At 54.2% G+C, this 26,349-nt stretch carries 21 protein-coding genes; 19 read left to right on the top strand and 2 right to left on the bottom strand.

All coding sequences use genetic code 11. From position 1 onward, the window contains the following. The first annotated feature begins 32 nt into the window (after nt 1-32). The 3 genes from MKY64_RS08920 to rsgA all read left to right on the top strand — a co-directional run bounded on the left by MKY64_RS08920 (nt 33) and on the right by rsgA (nt 2,955). The gene (locus MKY64_RS08920) at nt 33-500 is read left to right on the top strand and encodes a DUF3939 domain-containing protein (RefSeq protein WP_036724592.1); all 468 of its coding nucleotides are present in this window, start codon (nt 33-35) and stop codon (nt 498-500) included. Nucleotides 501-656: 156 nt separating this feature from the next. Beyond that, nucleotides 657-1,328: an HAD family hydrolase gene (locus tag MKY64_RS08925; protein ID WP_340952294.1), complete on the top strand. Its 672-nt coding sequence runs from the start codon at nt 657-659 to the stop codon at nt 1,326-1,328. A gap of 535 nt (nt 1,329-1,863) precedes the next feature. Next, on the top strand, nt 1,864-2,955 hold the full coding sequence (rsgA, locus tag MKY64_RS08930) for a ribosome small subunit-dependent GTPase A (RefSeq protein WP_445323371.1): 1,092 nt from the start codon (nt 1,864-1,866) through the stop codon (nt 2,953-2,955). A 584-nt stretch (nt 2,956-3,539) separates the two neighbouring features. Here the strand turns inward: rsgA and MKY64_RS08935 are convergent. Then, nucleotides 3,540-4,166, bottom strand: a complete 627-nt coding sequence (locus MKY64_RS08935; protein ID WP_036699056.1) for an FMN-dependent NADH-azoreductase — start codon at nt 4,164-4,166, stop codon at nt 3,540-3,542. Nucleotides 4,167-4,495: 329 nt separating this feature from the next. Between MKY64_RS08935 and MKY64_RS08940 the strand changes: the two genes are divergently transcribed. Continuing rightward, nucleotides 4,496-4,633, top strand: a complete 138-nt coding sequence (locus tag MKY64_RS08940; RefSeq protein WP_179090468.1) for a hypothetical protein — start codon at nt 4,496-4,498, stop codon at nt 4,631-4,633. A gap of 127 nt (nt 4,634-4,760) precedes the next feature. Here MKY64_RS08940 and MKY64_RS08945 read toward each other — a convergent pair whose 3' ends face one another. Then, nucleotides 4,761-5,000: a hypothetical protein gene (locus MKY64_RS08945; protein ID WP_036699054.1), complete on the bottom strand. Its 240-nt coding sequence runs from the start codon at nt 4,998-5,000 to the stop codon at nt 4,761-4,763. A gap of 183 nt (nt 5,001-5,183) precedes the next feature. Between MKY64_RS08945 and MKY64_RS08950 the strand changes: the two genes are divergently transcribed. The 15 genes from MKY64_RS08950 (at nt 5,184) to MKY64_RS09020 (ending at nt 26,347) form a co-directional block, all read left to right on the top strand. Then, nucleotides 5,184-5,828, top strand: coding sequence for a hypothetical protein (locus tag MKY64_RS08950; RefSeq protein ID WP_036724594.1), 645 nt, complete (start codon nt 5,184-5,186; stop codon nt 5,826-5,828). A gap of 228 nt (nt 5,829-6,056) precedes the next feature. Then, nucleotides 6,057-7,067 carry an ABC transporter substrate-binding protein gene (locus tag MKY64_RS08955; protein WP_340952300.1) on the top strand — a complete coding sequence of 337 codons (1,011 nt, stop codon included), beginning with the start codon at nt 6,057-6,059 and terminating at the stop codon, nt 7,065-7,067. A gap of 14 nt (nt 7,068-7,081) precedes the next feature. After that, entirely contained in the window at nt 7,082-7,861 is a 780-nt protein-coding gene (locus MKY64_RS08960; RefSeq protein WP_036724598.1) for an ABC transporter ATP-binding protein, read from the top strand. Between the two features lie 80 nt (nt 7,862-7,941). Then, complete coding sequence (locus MKY64_RS08965) at nt 7,942-8,694, top strand: ABC transporter permease (protein WP_445671720.1); 753 nt, start codon at nt 7,942-7,944, stop codon at nt 8,692-8,694. 95 nt (nt 8,695-8,789) lie between these two features. Further along, complete coding sequence (locus MKY64_RS08970; RefSeq protein ID WP_036724602.1) at nt 8,790-9,779, top strand: aromatic acid exporter family protein; 990 nt, start codon at nt 8,790-8,792, stop codon at nt 9,777-9,779. 136 nt (nt 9,780-9,915) lie between these two features. Then, on the top strand, nt 9,916-10,935 hold the full coding sequence (locus tag MKY64_RS08975; RefSeq protein WP_036699042.1) for an HD-GYP domain-containing protein: 1,020 nt from the start codon (nt 9,916-9,918) through the stop codon (nt 10,933-10,935). 260 nt (nt 10,936-11,195) lie between these two features. Continuing rightward, nucleotides 11,196-11,753, top strand: a complete 558-nt coding sequence (locus tag MKY64_RS08980) for an outer spore coat protein CotE (RefSeq protein WP_036724604.1) — start codon at nt 11,196-11,198, stop codon at nt 11,751-11,753. Between the two features lie 410 nt (nt 11,754-12,163). After that, nucleotides 12,164-14,044 (top strand): putative amidoligase domain-containing protein, encoded by a 1,881-nt coding sequence (locus MKY64_RS08985; RefSeq protein ID WP_340952306.1) that lies wholly within the window; start codon nt 12,164-12,166, stop codon nt 14,042-14,044. Nucleotides 14,045-15,425: 1,381 nt separating this feature from the next. Then, nucleotides 15,426-18,284 (top strand): DNA mismatch repair protein MutS, encoded by a 2,859-nt coding sequence (gene mutS, locus MKY64_RS08990; protein ID WP_340952307.1) that lies wholly within the window; start codon nt 15,426-15,428, stop codon nt 18,282-18,284. Nucleotides 18,285-18,690: 406 nt separating this feature from the next. Further along, on the top strand, nt 18,691-20,793 hold the full coding sequence (gene mutL / locus MKY64_RS08995) for a DNA mismatch repair endonuclease MutL (RefSeq protein ID WP_340952309.1): 2,103 nt from the start codon (nt 18,691-18,693) through the stop codon (nt 20,791-20,793). A 41-nt stretch (nt 20,794-20,834) separates the two neighbouring features. Beyond that, nucleotides 20,835-21,614 (top strand): class I SAM-dependent methyltransferase, encoded by a 780-nt coding sequence (locus MKY64_RS09000; protein WP_340952312.1) that lies wholly within the window; start codon nt 20,835-20,837, stop codon nt 21,612-21,614. Beyond that, nucleotides 21,604-22,584, top strand: a complete 981-nt coding sequence (gene miaA, locus MKY64_RS09005) for a tRNA (adenosine(37)-N6)-dimethylallyltransferase MiaA (RefSeq protein ID WP_340952313.1) — start codon at nt 21,604-21,606, stop codon at nt 22,582-22,584. The genes MKY64_RS09000 and miaA overlap by 11 nt, the downstream gene beginning before the upstream one ends. 19 nt (nt 22,585-22,603) lie before the next feature. After that, nucleotides 22,604-22,843, top strand: a complete 240-nt coding sequence (hfq, locus tag MKY64_RS09010) for an RNA chaperone Hfq (protein WP_036724623.1) — start codon at nt 22,604-22,606, stop codon at nt 22,841-22,843. 139 nt (nt 22,844-22,982) lie between these two features. Continuing rightward, nucleotides 22,983-25,634, top strand: coding sequence for a transglycosylase domain-containing protein (locus MKY64_RS09015; RefSeq protein ID WP_340952315.1), 2,652 nt, complete (start codon nt 22,983-22,985; stop codon nt 25,632-25,634). 158 nt (nt 25,635-25,792) lie between these two features. Continuing rightward, nucleotides 25,793-26,347 (top strand): DUF402 domain-containing protein, encoded by a 555-nt coding sequence (locus MKY64_RS09020; RefSeq protein WP_076079356.1) that lies wholly within the window; start codon nt 25,793-25,795, stop codon nt 26,345-26,347. The last annotated feature ends 2 nt before the right edge of the window (nt 26,348-26,349 follow it).

A 26,349-nucleotide genomic window follows, 5' to 3' on the forward strand; every position in this document is an offset into this window, starting at 1 on the left:
ATCTGACATAACTTCGAAAGGAGACCTTCAGTATGATATTCAAACGTGCCAAAAAAAACTTGCAACCCGTTCATCCGACCGTTACCTTGCCGCAGATCAAGCAGGCTGTAAGGCAATTTGAAGAAGATATGCCCGCTCCCATTAACCGTACCGCTCTGATCCAGGAAGATAAGAGCATTGACCTGAACCGGCTCAAACGATATTTAGGCGGAGTCCCGCAGCAGAAATTCTATATGTCCAGCGAGACCTTTGAGATTTTTGAAGAATCTGACAAGCTGGTGCCGTACTACCTCGACATGGTTCAATCGGCGGTAGACAATTATATCAGTGACACCGGCAAGCTGCCGCTGCTCGAAGACGCCTGGCTCCCTGAGGTTCATTACCGGCTGTTGTCCACCGAGCGTTATCTGAAGGAGACACCGCCGTTCCCGCTCTACATTACCGACGAGGAAATGATGCTTACGCACCGGGCAGAGCATTTTGAACATCTTGAATCCTGAAAGCTCTGCGTACCTGATTCCCCTATACAGGCCATTCTGACGAAGGAGAGGTTATCCTTCCGGGCGGAATGGTCTTTATTTTGCTCCCCGGAGCGTAGTACAATAAGCATCTGGTGTTTTGACTGCAGAAATGGAAGACAGAAGGGGAGCGTATACATGAGAGAGGTACAAGCGTTGCTATTTGATCTGGATAACACCCTGATGGACCGTGATCAGACCTTCCGCAGCTTCAGTATGAAGTTTGTTCAGGATTTCCTGGGACATCTTAGCGAAGAGCAGGCCGCGGAGGTTGTAGAGGATATGATTATCAGGGATGCTGACGGATACCGGGATAAGGATGGGTTCTTCGCGGAGCTTAGCGAGGTTCTTCCTTGGGAGAAGGCATTGACCACTGCGGACATACGGGCCTATTATGACGAGACCTATATCCGTCACGGTGCGATGATGAAGCATGCGCTGGAGACACTGGAGTATTGCCGGGACCGGGGATATCCGCTGGGACTGGTCACGAACGGCGGCACAGATATTCAATATGGAAAAATCGATCTGCTCGGACTCCGCGGCTACTTCCGCACGATCGTCATTTCGGGTGAAGCCGGGATCAGCAAGCCTGATCCAGAGATCTACCGGTTAGCCCTGGAACGTCTGGGTTCCACGGCAGAACAGACTGTATTCATCGGCGATCATCCGGTGAATGATATCTGGGGGGCGGCGCAGAGCGGGATGGATACGATCTGGCTGAAGCGCAACCACCCTTGGGATGAATCACTGAACGTGAAGCCTCTCGCTGTCATTCAGGAGCTGGAGGAGCTCCGGGGTATTATTTAAGCAAGTTAGGCCCACTGTTGACAAACGGTATCCGGGCCGTATATTATAACAGCATATTATTTCGGAAGGAGACGATGTCAAATGGCAGTTTATACTAGCGGTTCAGGATTGGTTGCTACTGTTGTGGATACGTGTCTTCCGGGAAATGCGGCTGTGGAGTAATAATTGATCCCCAGCTTCGCAGGTAAGCTCTATGATGCCTTCTAGAGCCGCCGGGAACCGTATCGGTTCCGGCGGCTTTTTTGCGTGTGCAGGTCTGCTGCATCACGCCCGGATAGTGGATTCTGCTCTTCTCGCGCAGAGGAGCAGACTCACTACCCTGGAATGACTCTGCCCGCAGCGGACGGTCTTTGCTGTACAACAGCAAAAGCCGGACCGCGGCCGAGTCTGCCTCTGCCGCCGGAACCTTTGGGTTCCGGCGGTTTTTTGTGTGCGCATGTGGAGCCAATGCTGCCCGGAGATACATGGATGATGTGATAAGCGGAGGTATGAGAACGATAATAACCCATTCAGGAGGAAATGCATGAATATCGATATCAAGCTAGAACAGTACGGCTGGAATGAAGAATGGAACAGAAAATGGACAGATAAGCTGCGGCTGCTGGACGCCAGGGAGTATGCAGCGGGCCGGATTGCCGGAGATTTCGGCAGTAAATACAGGGTGATTACTGCAGCAGGTGAAATATGGGGTGAGCTGTCAGGCAAGTTCCGGCATTCGCTGAGCGGGTCCGGCGAGTATCCGGCAGTAGGGGACTGGGTGGTCCTGGCGATGCAGGATGGGGGAGCGCATGCGGTGATCCATGGTGTGCTTCCCCGTCACAGCATCATCTCGCGCAAGGTGGCTGGCCCGACTCAGGAGGAGCAGATTGTGGCTTCCAACGTGGATACTTTATTCCTGGTCAGTGCATTGAATGATGATTTCAATGTACGGCGGATGGAGCGTTATCTGATTATGGCCTGGAACAGCGGGGCGAATCCCGTCATTCTATTGACCAAGGCAGATCTGTGCACCGATGCGGAGCTGAAAATGGCCGAAATGCAGCAGGCGGCTCCCGGTGTCCCGGTCCATGTGGTCAGCGCCTTACTGGGCGACGGTCGGGAGGAGCTCCAGCCCTACATCGGCAGCGGCCAGACGGTAGCTCTGACCGGTTCGTCCGGCTGCGGCAAATCAACGATGGTCAACTGGCTCAGCGGCCGGAATCTGCAGCTCACCCAGGATGTGCGGGAAGGGGACAGCCGCGGACGTCATACGACCACACACCGCGAGCTGTTCGTCCTCCCGGATGGCGGAATCATCGTCGATACGCCGGGAATGCGCGAGCTGCAATTGTGGGAGGATGACGGCGGACTGGACCTGGCGTTCGGTGAGATCAGTACGCTTGCGGCGGAATGCCGTTTCAGCGACTGTACTCATAAACGGGAGGAAGGCTGCGCCGTGCTTGAGGCTGCCGCCAGCGGTGTGCTGGACGGGAAGCGGCTGCAGAATTACCACAAGACGCAAAAGGAGCTGCAATTCCAGAACAGCAAGGAAGCGAGACAGAAGCGCAAGACAGCCGCCGCTTCTGCCAAAAGCACCCCTCCCCGCGCCAAGGGCAACAGCTGGCAGCGGGTGCTGGACGAATATTGAGCGGCGCTGAAATCCCAAGGCGTTGTAGAAGCATGGAAGCGAGCATGCGAATAGGGATGAAAGTTTGCATGACGGAATAAACTTGCTAGATGCTGTGCATTGTGTAAGCAGGAGCTACGCCACCCTGGAGAGTAGTTGGAAAAACGTATCTTAATTTGGTGACTTAAGAGCATTTTGGGAAATTAGTTGGATAAACGTCACTTGTTACCCCGCTAATACCTCGATTGGGAAGAGTTGGAGCAGATTAAGTGCCTTTTTTCCAACTGCTATCTAGCTTAAGGCAACTTGTTCAATAGCAAGTGGAGAAAATCCACCTGCTTCAGCAACTGTTATAGCAGTGGCATCTGGACCTGTCCGTAAGAACTCCGTTTCAACGTCAAGGGAGCTATCCCACAATTAGATGTTCTACTGTGGAGCCAAGTTCCCGATTTTCTAAAAGCTTCAAACGTTAAAAAAAGCAGCGATTCTCCCATTATGGGGGAATCGCTGCTTTTTAGTGCTCAAGTTGATCCAACTCCGAAATAAAGAGCTGTCCCAAGTTTGGGACAGCCCGTTTTACGTATGCTGGTTAAAGTATTAGCAGATTAGAACGATGCTGCTGCTGTCTTAGCCAGTTGCAGACCGGAAGCGATAATGTCAGCGGATTTGTCCGGGTTCTGGTTGTGTCCTTCGATGATTACCTGTGTAGTTTCCTTGAAGCCCCAGAAGTTCAGGTTGCCCATGATGAAGTTAACGGCCATTTCAGCACTTGCTGCCGGGCCTTCGGAGTACACGCCGCCTCTGGCGTTAAGAACAGCTGCTTTTTTGCCAGTCAACAGTCCTACAGGACCTTCAGCAGTATACTTGAAGGTAGTTCCAGCCTGGTTCAGGTAGTCGATATAAGTGTGCAGTACAGCCGGAACGGTCATGTTCCAGAGCGGGAAGGCAAAGACTACTTTGTCAGCGGCCAAGAACTGGTCCAGATATTTCTTAACAAGTGCAGCGCCTGCTGCTTCTTCAGGAGTGGCTTCGAAGCCTTGAGCGGCTTTGTATACGCCAGTGATGAGTGTGTTATCGTAGTAAGGAAGCTGTTCAGCGAACAGGTCGAGTTCAGTAATCTGGTCCTGCGGATGAGTCTCCTTGTAGCTGGACAGGAATTCGTTGTAGAGCTGAACACTTACGGATTGCTCGGCAGGGCGGTTATTAGCTTTGATAAACAGTACATTCGACATTATGATTTCTCCTTAGATATCTATTTAATATTAACTATCGATAATATAGCATTTAATTTTTAGTTTGTAAATATCAGTCGGATAAAATTTTTATTCTGCCTATAGAAGCTGCTGTCCTTCGTCAAAGGTACCATATCTTCTATAACGGATTCTTAATTTGCCACTCAAAGGCCCATATGTAGTATGACTAATTTCGCAAGCGGTGGAGGCGCAGCCAGGGACAAGTTTAAGGAATCAGCGGCCCGGTTATATAGGTGATATAAGGAGAAGAGGAAATGATTCCCTCTCCAGATCACGGGACTAAGCCCCCATTTAAAGGAGCGATTGACATGTCCATCGACCGTTTCATCCTGAAGAAGCTGGACAGCTGTCACGAAGAGCATACCCGGCGTAACCTGGTGAAGTTGTTCAAATTGCGAATTAAAAAGGCGGAGAAAGAGGAGAACCGGAACCTCCGGATTGGCTGACTGATGGTATAATGTTGACTCCTAAGCCCCTGTAACCCATAGACTAAGCGCATCCCTCACTTGCGGGCATGTGCTTTTTTAAGTTGTTTAACTTTATATGTATACCGGCAAAAAAATATCCCTCTGTTTAATAGAGGGATAAGGCCAATGAATCATTTTCACTGTAACTGTGCAATATAGCTTCTGAGCCTTTAATTTCGATACTGATCAGGGAATTCAAACAGGTCTGCAGGGCGTTTTTGCCTTTTTGAATTTTGAGTTCAAGCGTACTGTTGAGCAGTCGAAGTACTTTTTGGGTCGGCTGTTTGTTTTCTGTTGTGAAATATACAGGGACAAGCTTGTTTTGAAAAGTGATGAGCATTCTCATTTTGAAAACCACCTCGCTAAAAGTATTTCATGGTATTGATCTTACCCTGTGTTTCTTAATTTTACCTTAAAATTAGCTTATGATAACATAAAGATTGCAAGTTTTATAGTTTTGCAGTTTTTTTGAAAGCCACTCATTTACATTAATACTTACATGTATGCTACAGAGGAAGGGATAAAGAATGTGAATAAGCAAGATTGTATCTGTCTGGCACAGTATCTGTTCCCGGGTGAGACCCGGCGTAGAGTGGTGGCAGAGCTCCTGCGCACAGCCTCCGGCTCCAAGCGGATCTGCAGAATGAAATTTAATGAGCGTGAATATGCGCAGGACGTATGCCTGCAAGTACATAAGGATAAGATCCTCCTGACAGGGTTAACGGAAGAGGAAGATTTCAGATGCGAGCTGAAAGAGCCGGCAGAGATGAAGCGCGCCTGCTATTACCTGTTCAATTGCTTCGAGCGTGCGCAGTCCCGGAAACCGTCCGCTCCTGCGGTATTCCTGTCCAGACGGAGTTATGAGGAGATTCATGAGAAGGCCGGAACATGGACGTTGTGTGTGCTGGCGGCTTCACTGGAAGCGGAGACAGGTGATCCTGACAGCTCCGCTGAATTGGCTAAAGTGCTTAAGAACCGGACAGCTTCCGGTGAACTGCGGTTATGTGCGAAGAATGGGGAAGGCTGGACCCTGCAGCAGATTTCTTACATTGAAGCTTCTTCGGGCGGATGGGTTCTGCGCAGCAGCAGTGAGCAGGATGACGGTTATATCATTGCGTTCCCGCTGACCCGGGCGGAGCTGTGTCATGCTTTTGGGGAATGGCTGCTCTATTAAGATTGTTCTTGCAAAATAACCCCGGCGGAAGCACCGCCCAATTCAGACGGGTCTGGCTCGCTGGTCCTGTACAGCGTGAATACGGCGCTGCGATCATTCATAGAGTGGGCGGGGTTGACGAACCGAATATAATGTAAGCGCTTCATATATTGTACTTTAACCTTTCCATAGACTCCCGCATATGCATAGAGCAAGGGCGAAAGACCCGGGAGGAAAGGAGTGGAGAGGATGAAAGGGTTCAAAAGACTGTCATTGCCGTTCTTGTTGATACTTGTGCTTGGCTCTGTTCTTGCAGGCTGCGGCAGTAAAACCGGTGATGTCAAGGTGAAAATCGGCGAAGTTACCCGTTCCGTGTTCTATGCGCCTGAATATGTGGCCTTATCGCAGGGCTTTTTCAAGGATGAAGGGCTGGATGTGGAGCTGCAGACGATACCTGGCGGAGATAAAACCATGACGGCCCTGCTCTCAGGGGCAATCGATGTGGCGCTGGTCGGTTCGGAGACCTCTATTTACGTGTACCAGCAGGGGGCGGATGATCCTGTAATTAATTTTGCGCAGCTCACGCAGCGGGATGGAACCTTCTTGTTTGCGCGTACACCGGACAGCCATTTTACATGGGACAAAGTGAAGGGGTCGACCTTCCTTGGGCAAAGGCAAGGGGGCATGCCGCAGATGGCGGGCGCATTCACACTGCTGAACAAGGGGATTGATGCGGGGAAGGATCTGACGCTGATCCAGAACATTGATTTTGCCAATATTGCCGGTGCATTTGCTTCCGGGACTGGAGATTATGTGCAGCTGTTCGAGCCTCAGGCATCGATCTTCGAGAGTGAGGGCCGGGGCCAGGTGGTCGCTTCCTTCGGGGTAGAGAGCGGGTATCTGCCGTATACCGTATTCATGTCCAAGCAGAGTTACATTTCTAAGAATCAGGACACGGTGCAGAAATTTACCAATGCGGTCCAGCGTGCCCAGTTGTGGGTGAAGGCTCATAGTCCTGAGGAGATTGCTGACGCGGTAATGCCGTATTTTGACAAGATTGACCGGGGCATTGTGGTCTCTGCCATCAGCCGTTATAAGGAACAGGATACCTATGCGGTGAATCCGGTGATCGATGAGAAGGAATGGAATAATCTGCTGGATGTCATTGACCATGCCGGTGAGCTGAAGGAACGGATTCCAGCCGCTAAGATTGTTAATAACAGCTTTGCAGAGCGGGCAGAGAGCACCATTAAGGAGTGAGGAGGCCGACCACTATGCTTCCAGTAGTCGAGTTGAAGGAAGTCACGCACGCCTACCTGGGAGACCGCGAGGCTTCGCTTGCTATAGAGGATCTGAATCTCAGCGTCAGCCAAGGCGAGTTCGTCAGCCTGGTCGGACCGAGCGGCTGCGGCAAAACGACGATTCTGTCGATCATCGCCGGGCTGCTGCAGCCTTCACGCGGTGAGGTGCTGCTCAGCGGACGTAAGACCGCGGGACCTTCGCCGGAGGTCGGCTATATGCTCCAGCAGGACTATCTCTTCCCCTGGAGGACGATTGAGGATAACGCGCTGCTCGGGCTGGAGCTGACCGGAAGGCTCACCGGAAGCTCGCGTGCCAAATCGCTGCAGCTGCTGGCCGATATGGGGCTGGAGGGCAAGGAGCAGGCTTATCCGGCACAGCTCTCGGGAGGGATGCGCCAGCGTGTCGCTCTGGTGCGGACACTGGCTACCGACCCCGGCCTGCTGCTGCTTGATGAGCCATTCTCGGCGCTGGACTACCAGATTAAGCTGCAGCTGGAGGATCTGGTCTCGGAGACGCTAATGCGCCGGGGAACCACGGCGATTCTGGTTACGCATGACCTGTCTGAAGCGATTGCGGTCAGCAGCCGGGTCATTCTGCTCCAGCCGAATCCGGGCAGAATCCGCAGGATTTTTGAGATTCCGGAAGCGATTCGCCGCACCCCGCCGCTGTATGCGCGGGACCTGCCGGGCTTCGCGGAGCTTTTTCACGAGGTATGGAAGGAAATGGAGCTGGCAGGGAGGGAAGAAATGTGAATACAGAAGCGCAGCCCCGTGAGACGGCCTCCCGTGCGCAGTGGCTGGAACAGAAGCATGCGGATTACAGGAAGAAGAAGCTGCGCCGCAAGAGTCAGGTGCTTATGGTCCGGAGCAGCCTGCTGCTGGTGTTCTTCGTGCTCTGGGAAGCCGGGGCCAGAATGGGCTGGATCGATGAGCTGTTGTTCAGCTATCCGACGAAGGTGTTCGGGCAGATCTGGGACGACATGGTCAGCGGGAGTCTGTGGCCGCATTTGGGAATGACCGTGGGCGAGACCGCAGTGGGCTTCATTCTGGGTACCCTAATCGGGACGATGCTGGCTGTCGTCATCTGGTGGTCACCTTTTCTGTCCGCCGTGCTGGACCCTTATATGGTCGTATTCAACAGTATGCCGAAGGTGGCGCTGGGCCCGATCTTCATTGTCATGTTCGGGGCAGGCTTCACCGCCATTGTCATTACCACCTTATCGATTACCGTGATTATCACGACTCTGGTAGTGTACAACAGTTTTTGCAGCGTGGACCCGAATCTGGTCAAGGTGGTCCGCTCCTTCGGTGCCTCCAAAAGCCAGGAGTTCTGCAAAGTCATTCTTCCGGCTTCATTCCCGGCGGTGGTCTCCACCCTTAAGGTGAATGTCGGCATGTCCTGGGTCGGGGTTATTGTCGGTGAATTTCTGGTTGCGAAATCGGGGCTGGGGTATCTGATCATCTACGGCTTTCAGGTGTTCAACTTCACCCTGGTCATGTCGAGTCTGCTCATTATTGCGGCTGTGGCTACGGCTATGTACCAGCTGGTGGTGTATGTGGAGAAGCTGCTGCTGTCGAGACGGTAAGAACCATGTCATATTGTGTCTCTTGGCAAAATCTTGTACCATGACTATATCTTTATTTAAATGATGAAGCTTAACGGTGTAGGAGAGATATTCACATGGGATTTCGTATTATTAAAACGGCGGCTGCAACTTTGCTGTCTATTCTGCTGGCAGCCGCCGCTGGTATCCCTAATGCGCAAAGCGCGGGACTGCTGGCCATTCTCGGGGTGGAAACGACCCGTAAAAGGAGTCTACGCACGATTTCGGCGCGCTTTTTCGCCTCATTGGTGGGACTCTTTTTGGGCTGTATCCTGTTCTGGGCCCTGGGCTTTCATTATTGGGTACTAGGACTGTATGTATTGTTCGGCTTCCCGCTGATTGTCAAAGCCGGATTCAAGGAAGGGATCGTCACCAGCTCGGTAATTGTGTTCCGCGTGTTTGGACAAGCTGATATCACGGTTCATATCCTGCTGCAGCAGGTGGAGCTGCTGATTATCGGCCTCGGCTCGGCCGGACTTGTGAACTTCATCTATATGCCGCAGACCGGCGGGATCATTGCGGGCATCCGCAAAGAGGTGGACGGCTACTTCTCGGTCATCTTCCGGCAAATGGCCAGAACGCTCCGTGATCCCGGTTATATCTGGGACGGGAAAGAGCTGATCGGGGCAGGGGAAGCTGTGGAGAAGGGGCTGAGCGCGGCATCCAGGGAAATGGAGAATCATGTGATCCACCCGGATGAAGCCTGGAATGTGTACTTCTATATGCGCAAGGAGCAGCTGGAGTCCATCCAGAATATGATGCAGCTGCTCTCGCAGGTGTACCGGCAGCTGCCGCATGGAGATATGGTGGCCGAGCTGTTCGACCAGCTTAGCGGTGATGTGCTGGCTGAGGAATATACCGGCCGGACCGAGCGGCTGCTTGAGGAGCTGCAGCAGGAGTTCCAGGAGATGGAGCTGCCGGATTCGCGTGAGGAATTCGAGATCCGCTCAGCGATTCTGCAATTATGCCGCGAGCTTGCGCTGTATCTTAAGATTGCCAAGCGCTATAAGAGCCCGGTGGAGCTGCGTCCGGCGAAGGATAAGCAGCCTGCGAAGGGCAAAGCGTAAGCAAATCCATGTAATTTAGGTGTCAGGTATTCACATTCCGGTGTAAAATAACGATAAGAAACATAAGCACCCAAAGTGAGCTTGTCTCTTAAGTTATGTCCAAAACCCAAGAATCTTGGTCTGGCAGGTGAGGAATATGAATAACAGCAATGATCAATATATCGGCAAACAGCTGGTAGCGAACCTTTTTAATCATAGCGGTGTATTTGTCTTGCCGGCATTGACCCTGCTCACCGGAGAGCATATCCGCCTGATTACGCAGCACAAGATCGTTCTGGAGCCGCAGGATGTGGTCCAGGTCGACAGCGCTGCATTCTATCAGCTGGCTGTGGATGATTGTACGGCGGCGATGGAGAGTATTTTTGAGCAGCTGCGCTATACGAAGACGAAGCGTCTGCCGATGATTGAGCTCAGGAATGAAGTGATCCCGTTCATCCAGCAGGTGAGCGAGAAGAATGATTTCTTTGGAATATTGTCTGCGCTGCAGACTAAGGATGACTATACATACAGGCATAATGTGGCGGTGGGCATCATCTCTACGCTGCTTGGCAAATGGCTGAAGCTGAAGCCGGACGAGCTGAGCATGCTGACGATTGCTGCGACGCTTCATGATATCGGCAAAATTATGATCCCGGCCGAGATCCTTACTAAGCCGGGTCCGCTGAGTGAGGATGAATATGCCCTGATGAAAAAGCACACCACCTATGGCTATGAGATGATCCGCGATACGGTGGGCACCAATCATATGCAGGCGCTTGTGGCGCTGCAGCACCATGAACGTATGGACGGAAGCGGCTACCCCTTCGGCGTGCTGGGCCACCGGATTACGGATTTCAGCAAAATCGTGGCGGTGGCGGATATTTTCCACGCGATGACTTCAGACCGGTTCTATCGAACAGCCGCACCGCTGTATGAGGTGCTTAAGCAGATGGACGAGAACGTCTACGGCAAGCTGGACCCGTATATCTGCAGTGTGTTCATTAATAAGCTAATGCAGTCGATGATCGGCAATGAGGTGCTCCTGACGGACGGGCAGATCGGCAAAATCATTATGATTCTGGCCCACGACCCGCTGCGTCCGCTGGTGAACATCGGTGAGGACTTCATCGATCTCAGCCGCCACCGGCAGCTTGGCATCGTACGTGTACTTTCCTAGCAGGGGGCCTCTGCCCTTCCCGGCTTAAAATGCTGGCACAACAAAAAGTAGCGGTTTTCCCGGTTTGGGGGAGCCGCTACTTTTGTTTTTTTTCGCTTCAGGAGACTCATAATGGACTAAATCCGGCAATAAAATGAAGCAAAGGGCTTCAGTTACGGCATCTGAGGGCTTACCCAAATTTATTTCTACTCTAACAATCAACAAATGCCCAGAACGTGCATACACTTGATAGTGAATGATTGTATGGAGGAGGTTCAAAGATGTCATTAAGCCATAAACGTCAAACAAGGGAGATCATTACGAAGGCAATTTGCGGCAAAGGTCGTAAGTTCTCTACAGCAACCCATACCGTGACTCCGCCACATCATCCGACTAGTATTCTGGGGGCTTGGATCATTAACCACCAGTACGAAGCGGTTGCCGCCGGGAACGGAATCGAAGTAATCGGTACCTATGATGTGAACATCTGGTATTCGTACGACAAAAACAAGCAGACCGAGGTTGCCAAGGAAACGGTCTCCTATGTGGAGCTTATTCCATTGTCGTACCTCGACCCGAGACACCGTGCTTCCACGGCACAGGTCTCTGCGGAGGCAACGCAGGAACCCAATTGTGTGGAAGCCGGGGTATCGCCGGGCGGAGGCAGTGTGACACTGCGGGTGGAACGCGAGTTCGATGCGGAACTGGTGGCTGAGACCAAGCTCCGCGTGTTTGTCAGTGATCAGGCCGATGATCTGGAAGACAAGGATTATGATTTTGAAGGCGAGAATTATGATTACGATGATTTGGACCCTGACGCCCTGGATGATGAGTTGTAGGAAGGTGTGCGCCGCTGCCTGAAGTACTGTGTGGGTTATGATCCATTATATGATGAGAGGGCAGCGGCGTAGAGGGCGAATGCCCTCTTTTTTTTAAAATATAAAAATATTTTTTGAATGGTAAGGATGTAGGCTTCATGCTGTTGAGTACCCTTCAAGGCGAAATGAAGCGGAGGGGGATGCTGGAGCTGGAGAAGCGTCATTAATCAGGAATATTAAACAGGGCAGCGTTCGAATGTTCAAGTATAGTGCGACAGGGTCTTTGTAAGGATGCTTGTGCTATTTCCATTTGATAATTTGGGGGTCAGGTTTCCTCAGCGGCTTATCGCTCAAAGGGTATTGTCCGGTACAGGACGGTGCGCGAGGGGATACGGCCCTGAGGAATTTTCGTATGGGCGGAGGCATTAGACATGAATGAAGGGCTGAATGTATTCCGGCAGCTTGCGCCGGAGCAGATCGAACGCAGGCTCCGGCGCTGCGGGATTGAGGCTGACTCCATTTCTATCGGCAGAGGGTCGCGGCGGCAAGATACAAGAGACACCCAAAACCACTCGGATGGACAAGACCCCGCAAGCTACAGACAGCATTACCGCGTGCTTATTTTCAATCTGTCCGTGCTGGACTGCCAGCCGCTTGGAGCGGGGGCGGCTATGGGCGGGGGGCTTGGGGCTGGATGGTTGGCTGGGGATGGGAGTGGTGGGGGAAGAGTTGGGGGGCAAGAGGAGTATGAGAGTGGTGGGGTAGGAGTTGGAGGGCAAGGCGGGAATGGGAGTGAGGGAGTAGGAGTTGGAGGGCAAGGCGGGAATGGGAGTGAGGGAGTAGGAGTTGGAGGGCAAGAGGAGTATGGGAGTAGTGGGGTTGGAGTTGGAGTGCAAGAGGAGAATGGGAGTGGGAGGGTAGGAGTTGGAAGGCAAGAGGAGTATGGGAATGGTGGGGGAGTAGCTGGGGGGCAAGAAGAGTATGGGAATAGTGGGGGAGGAGTTGGGGGGCAAGAGGAGTATGGACATGGTGGTGGAAGAGTTGGAGGGCAAGAGGAGTATGGGAGAGGTCGGGGAGGAGCTAGGGAGCAGGGTGAGTATGGGAGTGGAGTGGTAGGAGCTGGGGAGCAAGAAGAGTATGAGCGTGGAGGGCCAGGAGTTGAGGAGCGAGAGGAGTATGGGAGTGGTAGTGTAGGAGTTGGAAGGCAGGGTGAGTATCGGAATGGTGGGGATGAGTTTGGAAGTTTAGGTGGTGGAGGAAGGGAGTTGCGGGGGGCTGCAGGGGTTCTGCGGACCACTGCGGTGCGGGCGTTGTATAGTCTGGGACTGGACAGCGGCGAGGTGGAGCTGCGGGCCATGGGCGGGCGGCGGTACATGGTGACAGGCATCACTCCGGTGATGCCTGATCCCGCAGGAGCGCTGCATCAGCCGTACCGGTCAGCATCCGCAGCGCTTGCGCGGATGCTTGACAGTGAGCAGCCGGGCCGGCCGGGGCTGCTCATGGGCATGGACCCGGAGTTCCTGCTGCTCCGGAAATCCTCTGGCCGCGTCGTGCCGGCGTCGCGGTACCTGCCTATGGACGGCGTCGCGGGCTGCGACGCCGGACCCCCGGGAACGCGCGGCGTGTTCCCGGTGGCGGAGCTGCGCCCCGCGCCGCGCGGGGAACCGCGCGCGCTGCTGGCGCAGCTGATGTCCGCCGCACGCGAGGCGGACCGGCTCATTGCCGACCGCTCGCTGCGCTGGCGGGCGGGAGGTATGCCGCTGCGGGGCTGGGCCCTCGGCGGCCACCTGCACTTCAGCGGCGTCACGCTGTGTGCGCCGCTCCTGCGCGCGCTAGATAACTATCTGGCGCTGCCCCTGTTCCTGCTGGAGGACATCCGGGCTGCGGCCCGGCGTCCCCGCTATGGCGTACTCGGCGATTTCCGCCCTCAGCCGCATGGCGGCTTCGAGTACCGGACCCTGCCGAGCTTCCTGGTCTCCCCGGTCATCGCCAAAGGCGCGGTCTGTCTGGCTCACCTGATCGTGAGCCATTATGAAGACCTGCCGCTGCGCCCGCTCGACCGGGAAGACCTGCATGCCGCCTTCTACAGCGGCGGCAAATCTCCTCTGCGCACAGCCTGGCCTCCCCTGGAGGCGCAGCTGCGCGCACTGGGCGGCTACGCAGCCGCCGCCCGGTGGATTGATCCGCTGCTGCGCGCCATAGCGGAGCAGCAGAGCTGGGATGAGTCGCGGGATATCCGCGGCTCCTGGGTACGGAGCGCCCCGCCGGACTCCGGGGCGCTGCCCTCCGGGCGGGCGGATGCATATCAATAGAGCCCGCCGCCCGTCAAATCCCGATAGCCGCCAGTTACAGCTTTCCCGCACCGCTGGTTGCGGGAAAGCTGTAGCGATGGCGGCTATATTTTAAACAAACAATCGTACTTAAGTACTCCTCTCAATTCCTCTCAATTCCTCTAAATTACTCTTAATTTCTCTGGATTTCTCTTAAATACTTAAGTTAGTCAACCAATCATCCCCTTCAAACGTGCGCCCATCCATGAAACTTCGTTTGGAGCGAACATTCAGGGACAGGTGCATAGCGATAGGTGTACTCTGTACAACTATACACACTTCTAAAGAGGCTTTTTCCCTTCTAAGTGTAGTCTGTACAACTAAATTTGCCCGAATTGCGAGAACCCGGGTTCAGATGGATTTTTAAATGTACAAACTACAACTAAACGGATAATCGGTGGAATATCGGACGATTTAGTTGTATGAATTACAATTAAGCTTAACGCCCAATACAACTTACTATTCTAATCACGCTATCGCAACTATATGGGTCTGTTGAAGTAATTAACGAAGTGATTAACAAAGCTGATTATCTGAGTGATTGCATTTACTACAGCAGAATCGCCGTTTGCCAGCGCTGAGATCCATTCTGATGTAGTTCGTACATTAGATTTCTGGGATTTGGTCCGAAAACTCTCCTTTTAAGGATTTCTAATGTACGAAGTGCAATAGATCCTATTTTTCAGCCAATCACAGGGCCATCTAATGCACAAACTACAATAGAATAAAAAAACCTGCCGGGAACACTCTTCACCATGCTTGACTATGCCTGCCTGAGCCTCCGTCACCATATTTCGCACTCACACCTGCATCCGCAATTTCGCACTCACACCTGCATCCGCAATTTCGCACTCACACCTGCATCCGCATTTGCCACTCCACACTCGCACTCGCGTATACGCATCTGGACCAAGCATTCTCACCTGTATTCCCGCCACATATGGCCCGCACTCTGACCAAATATTCTCAGCTGCACTTACAGGCTCACCCACATCCCATACTGATTTTTTGACCAGCATTCGTAAACATACACATTACACTCTCATCTACACCTAACAAGCTACTCACGTCCGCCCTCACATCCTCACCCACATCTTCGTCCGCCCCAGCATCCCGCCTCAACCCGCCCTTACACCTGCCCCAACATCACCACATTCCTCCCACCCCAGACCCATACATCTCCCACACGCACACTTCACACTCCTCCTCACTACCCCCTAATCCCCCAAGCGCCAACCCGTCCCCATCCCCCAGAACACCCCGACCAACTTTTAGCACACGCTGCGGGCGTGCCGGGGGTAACCCGGGGAGCGGAGTTTCTGCTATAATAGAGAACAGTATGAAGTAGGTATGGAGGTAGACGATGGCAAACTATACGCCGATGATTCAGCAGTATCTCAAAGTCAAGGAAGGGGCGAAAGACGCTTTCCTTTTCTTTCGTCTGGGCGATTTCTATGAAATGTTCTTCGAGGATGCCCTCTTGGCATCCAAAGAGCTTGAGATTACATTAACAGGCCGCGACGGCGGGGTGGGCGAGAAAATTCCAATGTGCGGAGTGCCGTATCATGCCGCCGAGGGGTACATACAGCGGCTGATCGAGAAGGGCTACAAGGTCGCGATCTGCGAGCAGCTGGATGATCCTGCGGTGACTAAAGGGATGGTCCGCCGTGATATCGTCCGGGTCGTAACACCGGGTACGGTGATGGACGGCAAGATTATTTCGGACAAAAGCAACAACTACCTCGTCTGCGTAACAGAGGAAGACGGGATGATGGCGCTGGCCGCCTGCGATTTGACGACAGGTGAGCTGTATGTCACATCGGTACTCGCAAGTACCGAGTGGCTGCGCGATGAGATTGGCATCTATGAGCCTGCGGAGATTATCGGCGATTCGGCCCTGCTGGAGGAGCTGCGCAGTGAAGCTTCCCTGCTGGCCAAGCCTGTGGTCTATACGCCGTGGGACAAGCAGGAGGAAGCGCTGGCCCGCCGCCAGTTCGGCGAAGCGGCCTGGGTCCGGCTGGAGAAGGAGCGCGGCCGTGTGCTGGCGCTGCTGATCTCCTATTTCAGCGAGACCCAGCGGCGTTCACTGGGACAGCTTACCCAGATCTCACCTTACGAGCCGGGGAATTATATGATTCTCGATCCGTTCACCCGACGGAATCTGGAGCTTACCGAGACCGTTAGGGAACGCTCCAAAAAAGGCTCGCTGCTCTGGCTCCTGGACCGCACCGAGACCTCCATGGGCGGACGCCTGCTGCGCCGCCGGATCGATAAGCCGCTCTTGCAGCGCGCGCCGATTGAGCGCCGCCTGGAAGCGGTCGACTATCTGTATAACCAGTTCATCGTCCGCGAGGATCTGCGCGGGGCGCTGAAGGAGATCTACGATCTGGAGCGGCTGGTCGGGCGTATTGCCTTCGGCAGCGCGAACGGGCGCGATATGAACGCACTCAGATTGTCCCTGGCCCAGATTCCTGCGCTGAAGGAGATGTGCCTGACCTCCGGCTCTTCTACCTTAAGGGAGATCGGTGCGTCTATGGATGAATGCGCGGAGCTTCGTGAAGATATCGAGCGGGCGATTGTGGAGGATGCACCGGTGTCCGTGCGTGACGGCGGAATCATCCGCGCGGGCTACCATGAGCGTCTGGACGAGCTGCGGGAAGCCAGCAGCAGCGGCAAGCGCTGGATTGCCGAGCTTGAGGCGAAGGAACGCCAGGTGACAGGGATCAAATCCCTCAAGATCGGCTATAACAAAATTTTCGGTTACTATATAGAAATTACCCGCTCCAATCTGTCCTCGCTGCCGGAAGGCCGTTATGAGCGCAAGCAGACACTGGCCAATGCCGAGCGTTATGTCACTCCTGAGCTGAAGGAGAAGGAAGCCCTGATCCTGGAAGCCCAGGATAAGATGACAGATCTGGAATATAGTCTGTTCACCGAGCTGCGCGAGCGGATCAGCAGCCAGGTTCCGCGCCTGCAGGCGCTGGCCGAGAAGGTGGCGGAGATTGATGTGTATCAGTGCCTCGCAGCCGTCAGCGCGGAGCACCGGTTCGTGAAGCCGAAGCTGTCTGACAGCTACGATCTGCGGGTTGAAGGCGGACGCCATCCGGTCGTAGAGGCGGTGCTGAAGGATTCGGCGTTTATTGCCAACGGCAGCACACTCAGCAAGGACGATGGCAATATCCTGCTGATTACAGGGCCGAACATGGCCGGCAAAAGCACGTATATGCGCCAGGTGGCGCTCATCTGCATCATGGCCCAGATCGGCTGCTTCGTGCCGGCGGCCAGCGCCGAGGTAGCACTGATCGACCGCATCTTCACGCGGATCGGTGCAGCGGATGACCTGATCGGCGGCCAGAGTACGTTCATGGTCGAGATGGCTGACATTCAGGTCATGACCGAGAAAGCGACCGCCCGCAGCCTGATCATCATCGACGAGCTGGGCCGGGGGACCTCGACCAGTGAGGGGATGGCGATTGCCCAGGCGGTGATCGAATATGTGCATGATACCATTGCCTGCAAGGCACTGGTCTCCACACATTTCCATGAGCTGGCCCATCTGGAGCAGAGCCTTGAGGGGCTGCGGAATTATTCGATGGCGGTCCAGGAGAGCGGCGACAAGGTGAACTTCCTCCGCAAGCTTGTGCCGGGAGCTGCGGACAGCAGCTACGGGATCTATTGTGCAAGGCTGGCTGGATTGCCTGAAGGAATTATTGACCGGGCTTACGGGCTGCTCCAGAGCATTGAACAGGCTTCTCCGCCGGGCGCCGCAGCGCTGAATTACGGCACGGGTTACAGTGACCGGAGCGGGAGCGGAACGGTTATACAGGAGCATCAGGCTACCGCTGCGCAGACGCCGGATGCCGGAGAAGGAGCTGCCCCAGGCAGCCAGTCCTATTCGGCTGAACGCACCGCGCAAGCTCCAGCACATCCGGACCCGTATTCCGAAGCAGCAGCTTCTATGGCTGCCGGACAGCGGGAGGCTGCCGTATCCCTTGCTTCTCCCGTAGAGGAAGAGGACAATGAAGTGGTGCAGCTGTCTATTTTTGGCGAGGAAGAGCCGCGCAAGAACCGCAAGGGAGCAGCAGTGATGCCTGCTGTCAAAGACAATCCGCTGCTCAAAGAGTTAATCAACGCCGTGCAAGGCGCGGATCTGATGAACATGACCCCGCTGCAGGCGATGGGCCTCTTGAATGAGCTGAAGCTGAAGGCAAGAGAACTGTAGTTCAGCGGAACTGCTGCCGTTGAAGGTGTGCTTAAAACCGAATACGATTGGCTGTTACAGCGGAATAAGTAGCAAATATATGTGAAAAACAGCATACATTGTGCTCGCAAGCAGGCACACGGCCCGAAAGTATGTGAAAAACAACATACATTGTGCTCGCAAGCAGGCACACGGCCCGAAAGTATGTGAAAAACAACATACATTGTGCTCGCAAGCAGGAATGTGGCCTAAATGTATGTGAAAAACAGCATACATTGTGCTCGCGCGAAGGTAATCTTATTCATCCGTTAGGGTGATTTTGCAATGCCATTTCTACTTGTCCGAATAAGGCTTTTACAGTCCGTTTTTTACAGTCCGTTAATGTTCAATATGATCTATATAATAAATAAATGCGGGGTGAACGAATATGGCTAAAATTCATGTGCTGGATGAGCATATTGCCAACCAGATTGCTGCCGGGGAGGTAGTCGAGCGTCCTGCTTCTGTAGTGAAGGAGCTGGTCGAGAACGCGATCGATGCGGGCAGCACCCGCATTGAAGTCTCTGTGGAAGAGGGTGGACTGCAGAGCATCCGGGTGAAGGATAACGGCTCGGGGATCGAGCCGGAGGACTGTGAGACCGCTTTTTACCGCCATGCGACCAGCAAAATTGCCAGCGGCCGTGATCTCTTCCTGATCACCAGCCTCGGCTTCCGGGGAGAAGCGCTGGCGAGTATCGCAGCGGTATCGAAGCTGACCCTGCTGACCGCAAGCGGAGACGACGGGAAGGGGCGGGTGCTGGACATTGAGGGCGGCAGGCTGATCCGTAATGAAGATGCAGCTTCCGGCAAAGGCAGTGACCTTACCGTGCGGGAGCTGTTCTATAATACGCCTGCCCGCCTGAAGTATATGAAGAGCATCCAGACCGAGCTGGGCCATATCTCGGATGCCATGTACCGGATGGCGCTGGCCCACCCGGATATCTCCTTCACCCTCCAGCATAACAGCAATCAATTGCTGCATACGCTGGGCAACGGAGACCTGCTGCAGGTGATTGCTGCTGTATACGGCACCTCAGCGGCTAAGGCCATGCTCCCGGTGTCGGCGGAAGACCCGGACTTCCGGATCTCCGGCTATATCAGCCGTCCCGAATGGACACGCTCTAACCGCAATGCGGTTACGACACTGGTCGGGGGACGTTACATCCGCAGCAACGGACTGAACGCGGCCATCATGCGCGCTTACCATACGCTGCTGCCGATTAACCGTTATCCGCTGCTGGTCCTGAAGCTGGAGATGCACCCGTCACTGGTGGATGTCAACGTGCACCCGGCCAAGCTTGAAGTGCGCTTCAGCAAGGAACCCGAGCTGTACGGGTTCATAGAGCAGCAGCTCCGCTCGCTGCTGATGGGCCAGAGCCTGATTCCGCGCCCCACGAAGGAGATCATCGGCGGCAAGAACAGCAGCTCATTCATTCAGGAGCAATTCGCCTTTTCCAAAGGCGCAGCTCCGGACGGTATTCAGCAAGGTACGGAAGCGGGCGGTGCGGATAAGTTAGCAGATCCGCGCAGCTCCGGCCAGGGAATGCCTGGCGGTGCTGGCGCCGCAGCGGGCAACCAGCTGCCTTCCAGCGGACGGAGCGGCGCTCCATTCTCTGGCAGCGCTGGTCCATTAACGGACGCTGCCACTCCAGCCGCTGGAAGCCCTTATGCTGCTTCCCAAGCATCCGGGAATGCCCAGCCTTATAGCGGCAGCAATGCACAGGAGCAGCAGGCCAGAGAGACGGCCGCTGCATACAGCGGCGGGAACGCCATCCAGGGTTCATACCGCCAGCCGTCCTCCGGCCCCCGCGACAGCTACCGCCCCCAGGCAGCTATGGCTGGCCGGGGGCAGCAGCAGGCAGCCGGGGAGCTGTACGCTCCTGCGGAGCAGACCGGCTCCGGTCTTCCGCAGTTTCCCGAGCTGAATTATATCGGCCAGCATCATGGAACCTATATTATCGCCCAGAATGACAGCGGACTGTACCTGATTGACCAGCACGCTGCGCATGAGCGGGTGAATTATGAATTTTATTATGAGAAATTTGGCAAGCCTGAAGATGCCTCACAGGAGCTTTTGCTGCCGATTACGCTGGAGTTCACGCCTTCGGAGAGCAGGCAGCTTAGCGAACGGCTGCACTGGTTCGAGCAGGCGGGGGTTGTGCTTGAGCATTTTGGCGGGCAGACCTTCCTGGTCCGTTCCTTGCCGTACTGGTTCCCGGAAGGGGACGAAAAGGCGGTAATTGAAGAGATGGCAGAGTGGGTCTTAAGCGAACGGTCGATTGACCTCGCCAAGCTGCGCGAGAAATCCTCCATTCTCTGCTCCTGCAAGGCTTCGATCAAAGCCAACCAGAAGCTTACAGAGCTGGAAGTGGAATCGCTCCTCACCCGGCTCGCGGCCTGCCGCCAGCCTTATACCTGCCCGCATGGACGTCCGATCGTTGTGTCGTTCTCGGCCTATGATCTGGAGAAGCTGTTTAAGCGCGTTATGTAGTGGCTATATTGTACATTTATAGAGTGCAGAACGGAGGCAACATGATTATAACGACGGGCTTTGACCCGATACCGCAAGTGGTGGCCCGGGCCCGGGAGCTTGCGGACCGCACAGGCTGCGCCTATGCTCCGAGAGCGAAATTCTCGATGGGCAAGCTGGCAGAGCATTACGGGGACGAACAGATTCTGGTGGTTCTGCAGGAGGTCGTCCGGCTGATTGCGCCGGGAATGCCACCGATGGAATTCCATCCCAGCATGGGCTTTGTCCGCGCCAAAAGAATCTTAAGAGGCGAGCCGGACCCTATGATCGCTGCCGCAGGCATGCTCCCCGGAGACAGCGTGCTGGACTGCACGGCCGGACTTGGAGCAGATTCGCTGCTGTTCGCTGTCACTGGAGGGGAGACCTCCAAGGTGACGGCGCTGGAGAGCTCGCTGCCGCTGTATGCCCTCCTGCTGGAAGGGATGAGCGGTTATGTGTCTGGCCAGGTGAAGGTGAACGAAGCGCTGCGCCGTATTGATGTGCAGCACGGGGATCATCTGGAATATTTGCGGGCCCAGCCGGACAAAAGCATCGACATCGTCTACTTCGATCCGATGTTCCGGGTGCCGCTGACGGATTCGGCGGCGATCTCGCCGCTGCGGCAATTCGCCAATCCTGCTGCGCTGTCGACTGACAGTGTGGCTGAGGCCACCAGGGTTGCCCGCAAGACCGTGCTGCTGAAGGAGAAGGCGCTGAGCGGAGAATTCACCCGCCTCGGCTTCAAGGAACTGCTGCGGGCCAATGCCAAAACATCGTACGGGGTGATTACCATTGACAACTAAGACCAAACGCAAGGTGCTTGTCCTGCTGGGTCCGACTGCGGTCGGCAAGACCAAACTAAGTCTGGAGCTGGCCGAGGCCCACGGAGCCGAGATCATCTCCGGGGATTCGATGCAGGTCTACCGCGGGATGGATATCGGGACGGCCAAGATCACGCCTGAGGAGATGAAGGGCATCCCCCATCATCTGATTGATATTCATGATCCGCAGGACGCGTACTCCACGGCTGAGTTCCAGGAGCAGGGGGCACGGCTGATTGAGGAGATCAGCGCGCGGGGCAAGCTGCCTTTTATTGTGGGCGGAACGGGACTATATATTGAATCGTTATGCTACGGCTTCCGCTTCTCTGAAGCGGTAGCTGATGAGGCTTTCCGTGAGCAGCAGGAGGCTTACGCCGAAGAGCATGGGGCTGATGCCCTGCATGCCCGTCTGGCAGCGATAGACCCGGCCAGTGCGGAGCGGCTGCATCCCAATGACCGCAGGCGGATCATCCGCGCGCTGGAGATTTTTCACCAGACGAACGTCCCGTTATCCGACTCGCTGGCCGGCCAGAACAAGGAGTCTCCCTACGAATTATGCCTGATCGGTTTGACAATGGACCGGAAAATACTATATAAACGTATTGAAGAGCGAATCGATCAGATGCTGGCGGAGGGCCTCGTGCCTGAGGTGCAGCGGCTGCTGGATCAAGGCTACGGCAGGAGTCTTGTGTCTATGCAGGGTCTGGGCTACAAGGAAATTGCCGCCTACCTGGAGGGGGAGATGACGCTTGCGGAAGCCGTGGTGCTGCTGAAGCGTGATACCCGCCGGTTTGCCAAGCGGCAGTTGTCATGGTTTCGCCACATGAAGGAGATTCAGTGGATTGACGTTCTGGAGAGCCAAAACTTTTCTGAGAATTTTGCAAAATTAAATGGTATAATAGCAGGAAAGTTTCTCACAGGTCTTGAATATACTTCTGAACAATCTAATTGAACCATTGGGGGTACGTCATATGAACAAGTCCATTAATATTCAAGATACGTTCTTGAACCAGCTGCGCAAAGAGAATATCCCTGCTACAGTATATTTGACCAACGGCTTTCAAATCCGGGGAATTATCAAAGCGTTCGACAACTTCACCATTGTCATCGACAGTGACGGGCGCCAGCAGATGGTGTACAAGCATGCGATCTCCACATTTACGCCGCAGCGAAGCGTATCACTGATGCAGGACAATAACAGCGAGAATTAAGATTTTACCGTCTTGAAGCGAAACCTTTTTGTTTATAAATCGTTTGAATAGAGAGTGCGAGAGAGCAACCTGAGAAGGTTGTTCTTTTCATTCGTGAACATCATTTACGTTTTTTCCGTTAAGGGAGTCAGGAGGCAGCATGTCCAGAGACCAGTTAACCCGGAGCGGCGGCAACAGAAACAGAGGAAGTCAGCCGCCAAGCTCCCAAGGGAAGCCGAAGAAAAAAAAGAAAAGATTCTTAACCAAAAAGCGTGTGCTGTGGAGTTTGTTTTTTTCAGTTGCGCTAGCTATTTTTTGTGCGCTGGGCGGTTATTTGTTCATCATGCTGAACGGGCAGAAGCTGCTGGATGAGAACAGGGACAAGCTGACGATCAATCCGCCGACACAGATTTTTGACCGGAACCGGAACCTGATCGGAGAGCTGTCATTGGAGAAAAGCGATCCGGTGGAATATGAGGATCTTCCCCAGATGCTGGTTAAAGCATTCGTAGCCACCGAGGATAAACGGTTCTTCGAGCATAACGGGGTGGATCTCTGGTCCATCGGACGAGCGGCCGTTAAGGATATTGCGGCCCGCAGTATGGTAGAAGGCGGGAGTACAATTACCCAGCAACTGGCGAAGAACATCTTTCTGAACCGCGACAAGACCTTCTTCCGTAAGGCGACCGAGGTGTCGATTGCCGTTGCACTGGAGAAGCAAGAATCCAAAGAGAGTATTATCACGATGTATTTGAACCGGATTCCGTTCGGCGGAACCACTTACGGGATTAAGGCAGCATCGATCCGTTATTTTGGCCAAAGTAATCTGAATGAACTTAAATTGTGGCAAATAGCGACCCTGGCTGCAATGCCCAAAGGGCCATCCCGCTATAATCCGCTGCGTAACCCCGATCTGTCGAAGGAACGCCGGGGCGTAGTGCTTCAACTCATGTATGAGCAGAAGCTGATTACCAAGGAGCAGATGGACGAAGCGAAGGCCGTGGATTACAACTACAAGCCGCCTGAGAAGAAGCAGCGTTACCAGGCATTCATTGATTATGCGATTGGTGAGGCTGAGGACAAATTCGGGCTGACCGAGGATGATCTCAATATCGGCGGGTATAAGATTTATACAACCATGGATAAGCATGCCCAGGAGACGATCGAGGATGCTTTTGCCGACAGTGATAACTTCGAGAAAAGTGTGGACGATGAGCTGGTTCAGGGCTCAATGACCATTGTGAATCAGGAGAATGGCAGCGTTGTAGCCTTGATGGGCGGACGTAATTATGAGAAAAAAGGCTACAGCCGGATCGACGGCAGCCGCCGCTCACCGGGTTCTGCCTTCAAGCCCCTGGTATCCTATGCACCGGCACTGGAATCCGGCAAATTCACGAATGATTCCATGCTGAGCAATGAGAAGCAGTGCTTCGGCAAGTATTGTCCGAACAATCTGCACGGGTACTCGAAGTCGATCAGCATGGGCGATGCGCTGACGAAGTCGGAGAATATTCCGGCGGTCTGGCTGCTGAATGAGATCGGTGTAAATACCGGCTTCCAGTTCGCCAAGAAGCTGGGGATCAACCTGAAGGATGAAGACAAGAACCTGTCGCTCGCCCTCGGCGGGATGAGTGAGGGAACGAACACGATGGAGATGGCCCAGGCCTACAGTGCGTTCGCCAATGGTGGAGAACTGCGGGAGGCATACTCCATCAAGTCGATTGATGACAAAGACGATAAGACTGTCTACAAGGCAAACACCAAGCCAGACCGTGTAATGAGTGAACAGACGGCCTATCAGATGACAGAGATGATGCAGCGTGTTGTACAGGACGGTACAGGTAAAAAAGCAAAAATTAACCGTCCGGTAGCCGGTAAGACCGGTACAACACAAAGCGGATATAAGGGCATCAGCTCGAACCGTGATGTCTGGTTCGTCGGCTATACGCCGGAATGGACGGCAGCGGTATGGATGGGCTACGACAAGCCGAGCAAGACCCATCTGCTGAAGAACAGCAGTCCGCTGGCCGCGGCCTTCTGGGGCAAGGTCATGGAGAAGGCGCTCGAAGGTGTGCCTGCCAAGCAGTTCCCGGTGCCGAAGGGCGCTGCTCCAGAGGTAGAGGCTACGCCGACGCCTGAAGCGGTATCGGCGGTAACGGGCTTCCAGGCTGCGTATGATCCATCCACGATGACGGTCAATATGAGCTGGAATCCTGCTGCGGCCAGCGGTGTAGAATACCGTATTTACCGCCGCGAGACGTCTGAAGCAGACTTCACCCCACTCATGAACACTATGGCCTCGAATATCGGGGACATCAGTGCGATGCCGGGACTGTCTTACGAATATTATGTTACTGCATATTATCAGGAACTAGATCAGGAGAGCGAGCCTTCTGAGACTATAACGGTGTCCGTTCAGGATGAGCTTCAGACCCCTGAGCCAGAGATGACGCCTGACCCGAATCTGCCTACGGATAACCCCGATAACGGCGGCGATTCCGGAAATGGAGAGAACGGCGGCAATCCGCCAGACAATGGACCTGGGAATAACGGATCAGGTAATAATGGTCCAGGCAATCACGGTCCAGGTAATAACGGCAATGGTCAAGGAGGGGATAACGGCAGCGGAGCAGCCACAACCCCGCCTGAGATGACACCGCCGCCTGCGGCTGCCACGGCAGAGCCACTACCGACACCGGAGGCGACGACCGGTACTGTCGATCCTGGAATCATCCCTGACCCGAATGCCGGAACCGATCCGGCAAGTGATCCGGGCAGCGGTTTTGTTGAAGGACCCGGAAATGTGCATTAGACTGACTTGAAGTCAAATTCATAGCATTAACGATTACCCTGACAGCTCCGGGAGCTCTGCGCTATGCAGAATTGCCGGATGTCGGGGTTTTCTTGTTTTGAGTGTCTCTGCAAAATGTGTTAAGCTGAATGCACCATTATCAGAAGAGGGTTATTCATATGAAACGTAAATTCGGAGACCGGGCCAACTGGCGCAGGATTACCCGCCGCCATTTTGCCTGCCGCTATGTGGAGACCCGGGAGTTCAGCGGTTATATCACACTCTACACTATATACGGGCTGAAGGAGCCGCTATGGAAGAGTTACGGCAGGCATACATACCGCATTGCGGACAAGGGATATTCATGGCTGCAGTATTTTCCCAAGGACAGCCACTATATTGTGACGGCCATGTTTGATGAACGGCAAAATATTGTGCAGTGGTACATTGACACCTGCAAGGTCCAGGGCGTGACCGATCAAGGGGTTCCCTGGTTCGACGATCTGTATCTGGATGTTGTAGTGCTGTGGAATGGTGAAGTATTTCTGCTGGATGAGGATGAGCTGGAGGAAGCGCTGGAGCGGGAAGATATCACGGACAGTGATTATCAGTTAGCCTGGTCAACAGCCAATGCAATTCTGCGTGCGATAGACGCTCATGCCTTTCCGTATTTCTCCCTTTCACTGAAGCATCGTGCCGAATTGTTTCATCACGGAGAATTTAGGAGGAAGTAGAT

The organism is Paenibacillus sp. FSL R7-0210 (assembly GCF_038009085.1).
Taxonomy (GTDB): Bacteria; Bacillota; Bacilli; order Paenibacillales; family Paenibacillaceae; genus Paenibacillus_AQ; species Paenibacillus_AQ silagei.

What these genes read in the sequence shown, in the direction of transcription:
- MKY64_RS09000 (WP_340952312.1), top strand. Translation starts at nt 20,835, where the DNA reads ATGATTATAACGACGGGCTTTGACCCGATACCGCAAGTGGTGGCCCGG.
- MKY64_RS08940 (WP_179090468.1), top strand. Translation starts at nt 4,496, where the DNA reads ATGTCCATCGACCGTTTCATCCTGAAGAAGCTGGACAGCTGTCACGAA.
- hfq (WP_036724623.1), top strand. Translation starts at nt 22,604, where the DNA reads ATGAACAAGTCCATTAATATTCAAGATACGTTCTTGAACCAGCTGCGC.
- MKY64_RS08985 (WP_340952306.1), top strand. Translation starts at nt 12,164, where the DNA reads ATGAATGAAGGGCTGAATGTATTCCGGCAGCTTGCGCCGGAGCAGATC.
- MKY64_RS09015 (WP_340952315.1), top strand. Translation starts at nt 22,983, where the DNA reads ATGTCCAGAGACCAGTTAACCCGGAGCGGCGGCAACAGAAACAGAGGA.
- MKY64_RS08960 (WP_036724598.1), top strand. Translation starts at nt 7,082, where the DNA reads ATGCTTCCAGTAGTCGAGTTGAAGGAAGTCACGCACGCCTACCTGGGA.
- MKY64_RS08980 (WP_036724604.1), top strand. Translation starts at nt 11,196, where the DNA reads ATGTCATTAAGCCATAAACGTCAAACAAGGGAGATCATTACGAAGGCA.
- MKY64_RS08925 (WP_340952294.1), top strand. Translation starts at nt 657, where the DNA reads ATGAGAGAGGTACAAGCGTTGCTATTTGATCTGGATAACACCCTGATG.
- MKY64_RS08935 (WP_036699056.1), bottom strand. Translation starts at nt 4,166, where the DNA reads ATGTCGAATGTACTGTTTATCAAAGCTAATAACCGCCCTGCCGAGCAA.
- MKY64_RS08970 (WP_036724602.1), top strand. Translation starts at nt 8,790, where the DNA reads ATGGGATTTCGTATTATTAAAACGGCGGCTGCAACTTTGCTGTCTATT.
- MKY64_RS08920 (WP_036724592.1), top strand. Translation starts at nt 33, where the DNA reads ATGATATTCAAACGTGCCAAAAAAAACTTGCAACCCGTTCATCCGACC.
- MKY64_RS08945 (WP_036699054.1), bottom strand. Translation starts at nt 5,000, where the DNA reads ATGAGAATGCTCATCACTTTTCAAAACAAGCTTGTCCCTGTATATTTC.
- MKY64_RS08975 (WP_036699042.1), top strand. Translation starts at nt 9,916, where the DNA reads ATGAATAACAGCAATGATCAATATATCGGCAAACAGCTGGTAGCGAAC.
- mutS (WP_340952307.1), top strand. Translation starts at nt 15,426, where the DNA reads ATGGCAAACTATACGCCGATGATTCAGCAGTATCTCAAAGTCAAGGAA.
- mutL (WP_340952309.1), top strand. Translation starts at nt 18,691, where the DNA reads ATGGCTAAAATTCATGTGCTGGATGAGCATATTGCCAACCAGATTGCT.
- MKY64_RS08955 (WP_340952300.1), top strand. Translation starts at nt 6,057, where the DNA reads ATGAAAGGGTTCAAAAGACTGTCATTGCCGTTCTTGTTGATACTTGTG.
- MKY64_RS09020 (WP_076079356.1), top strand. Translation starts at nt 25,793, where the DNA reads ATGAAACGTAAATTCGGAGACCGGGCCAACTGGCGCAGGATTACCCGC.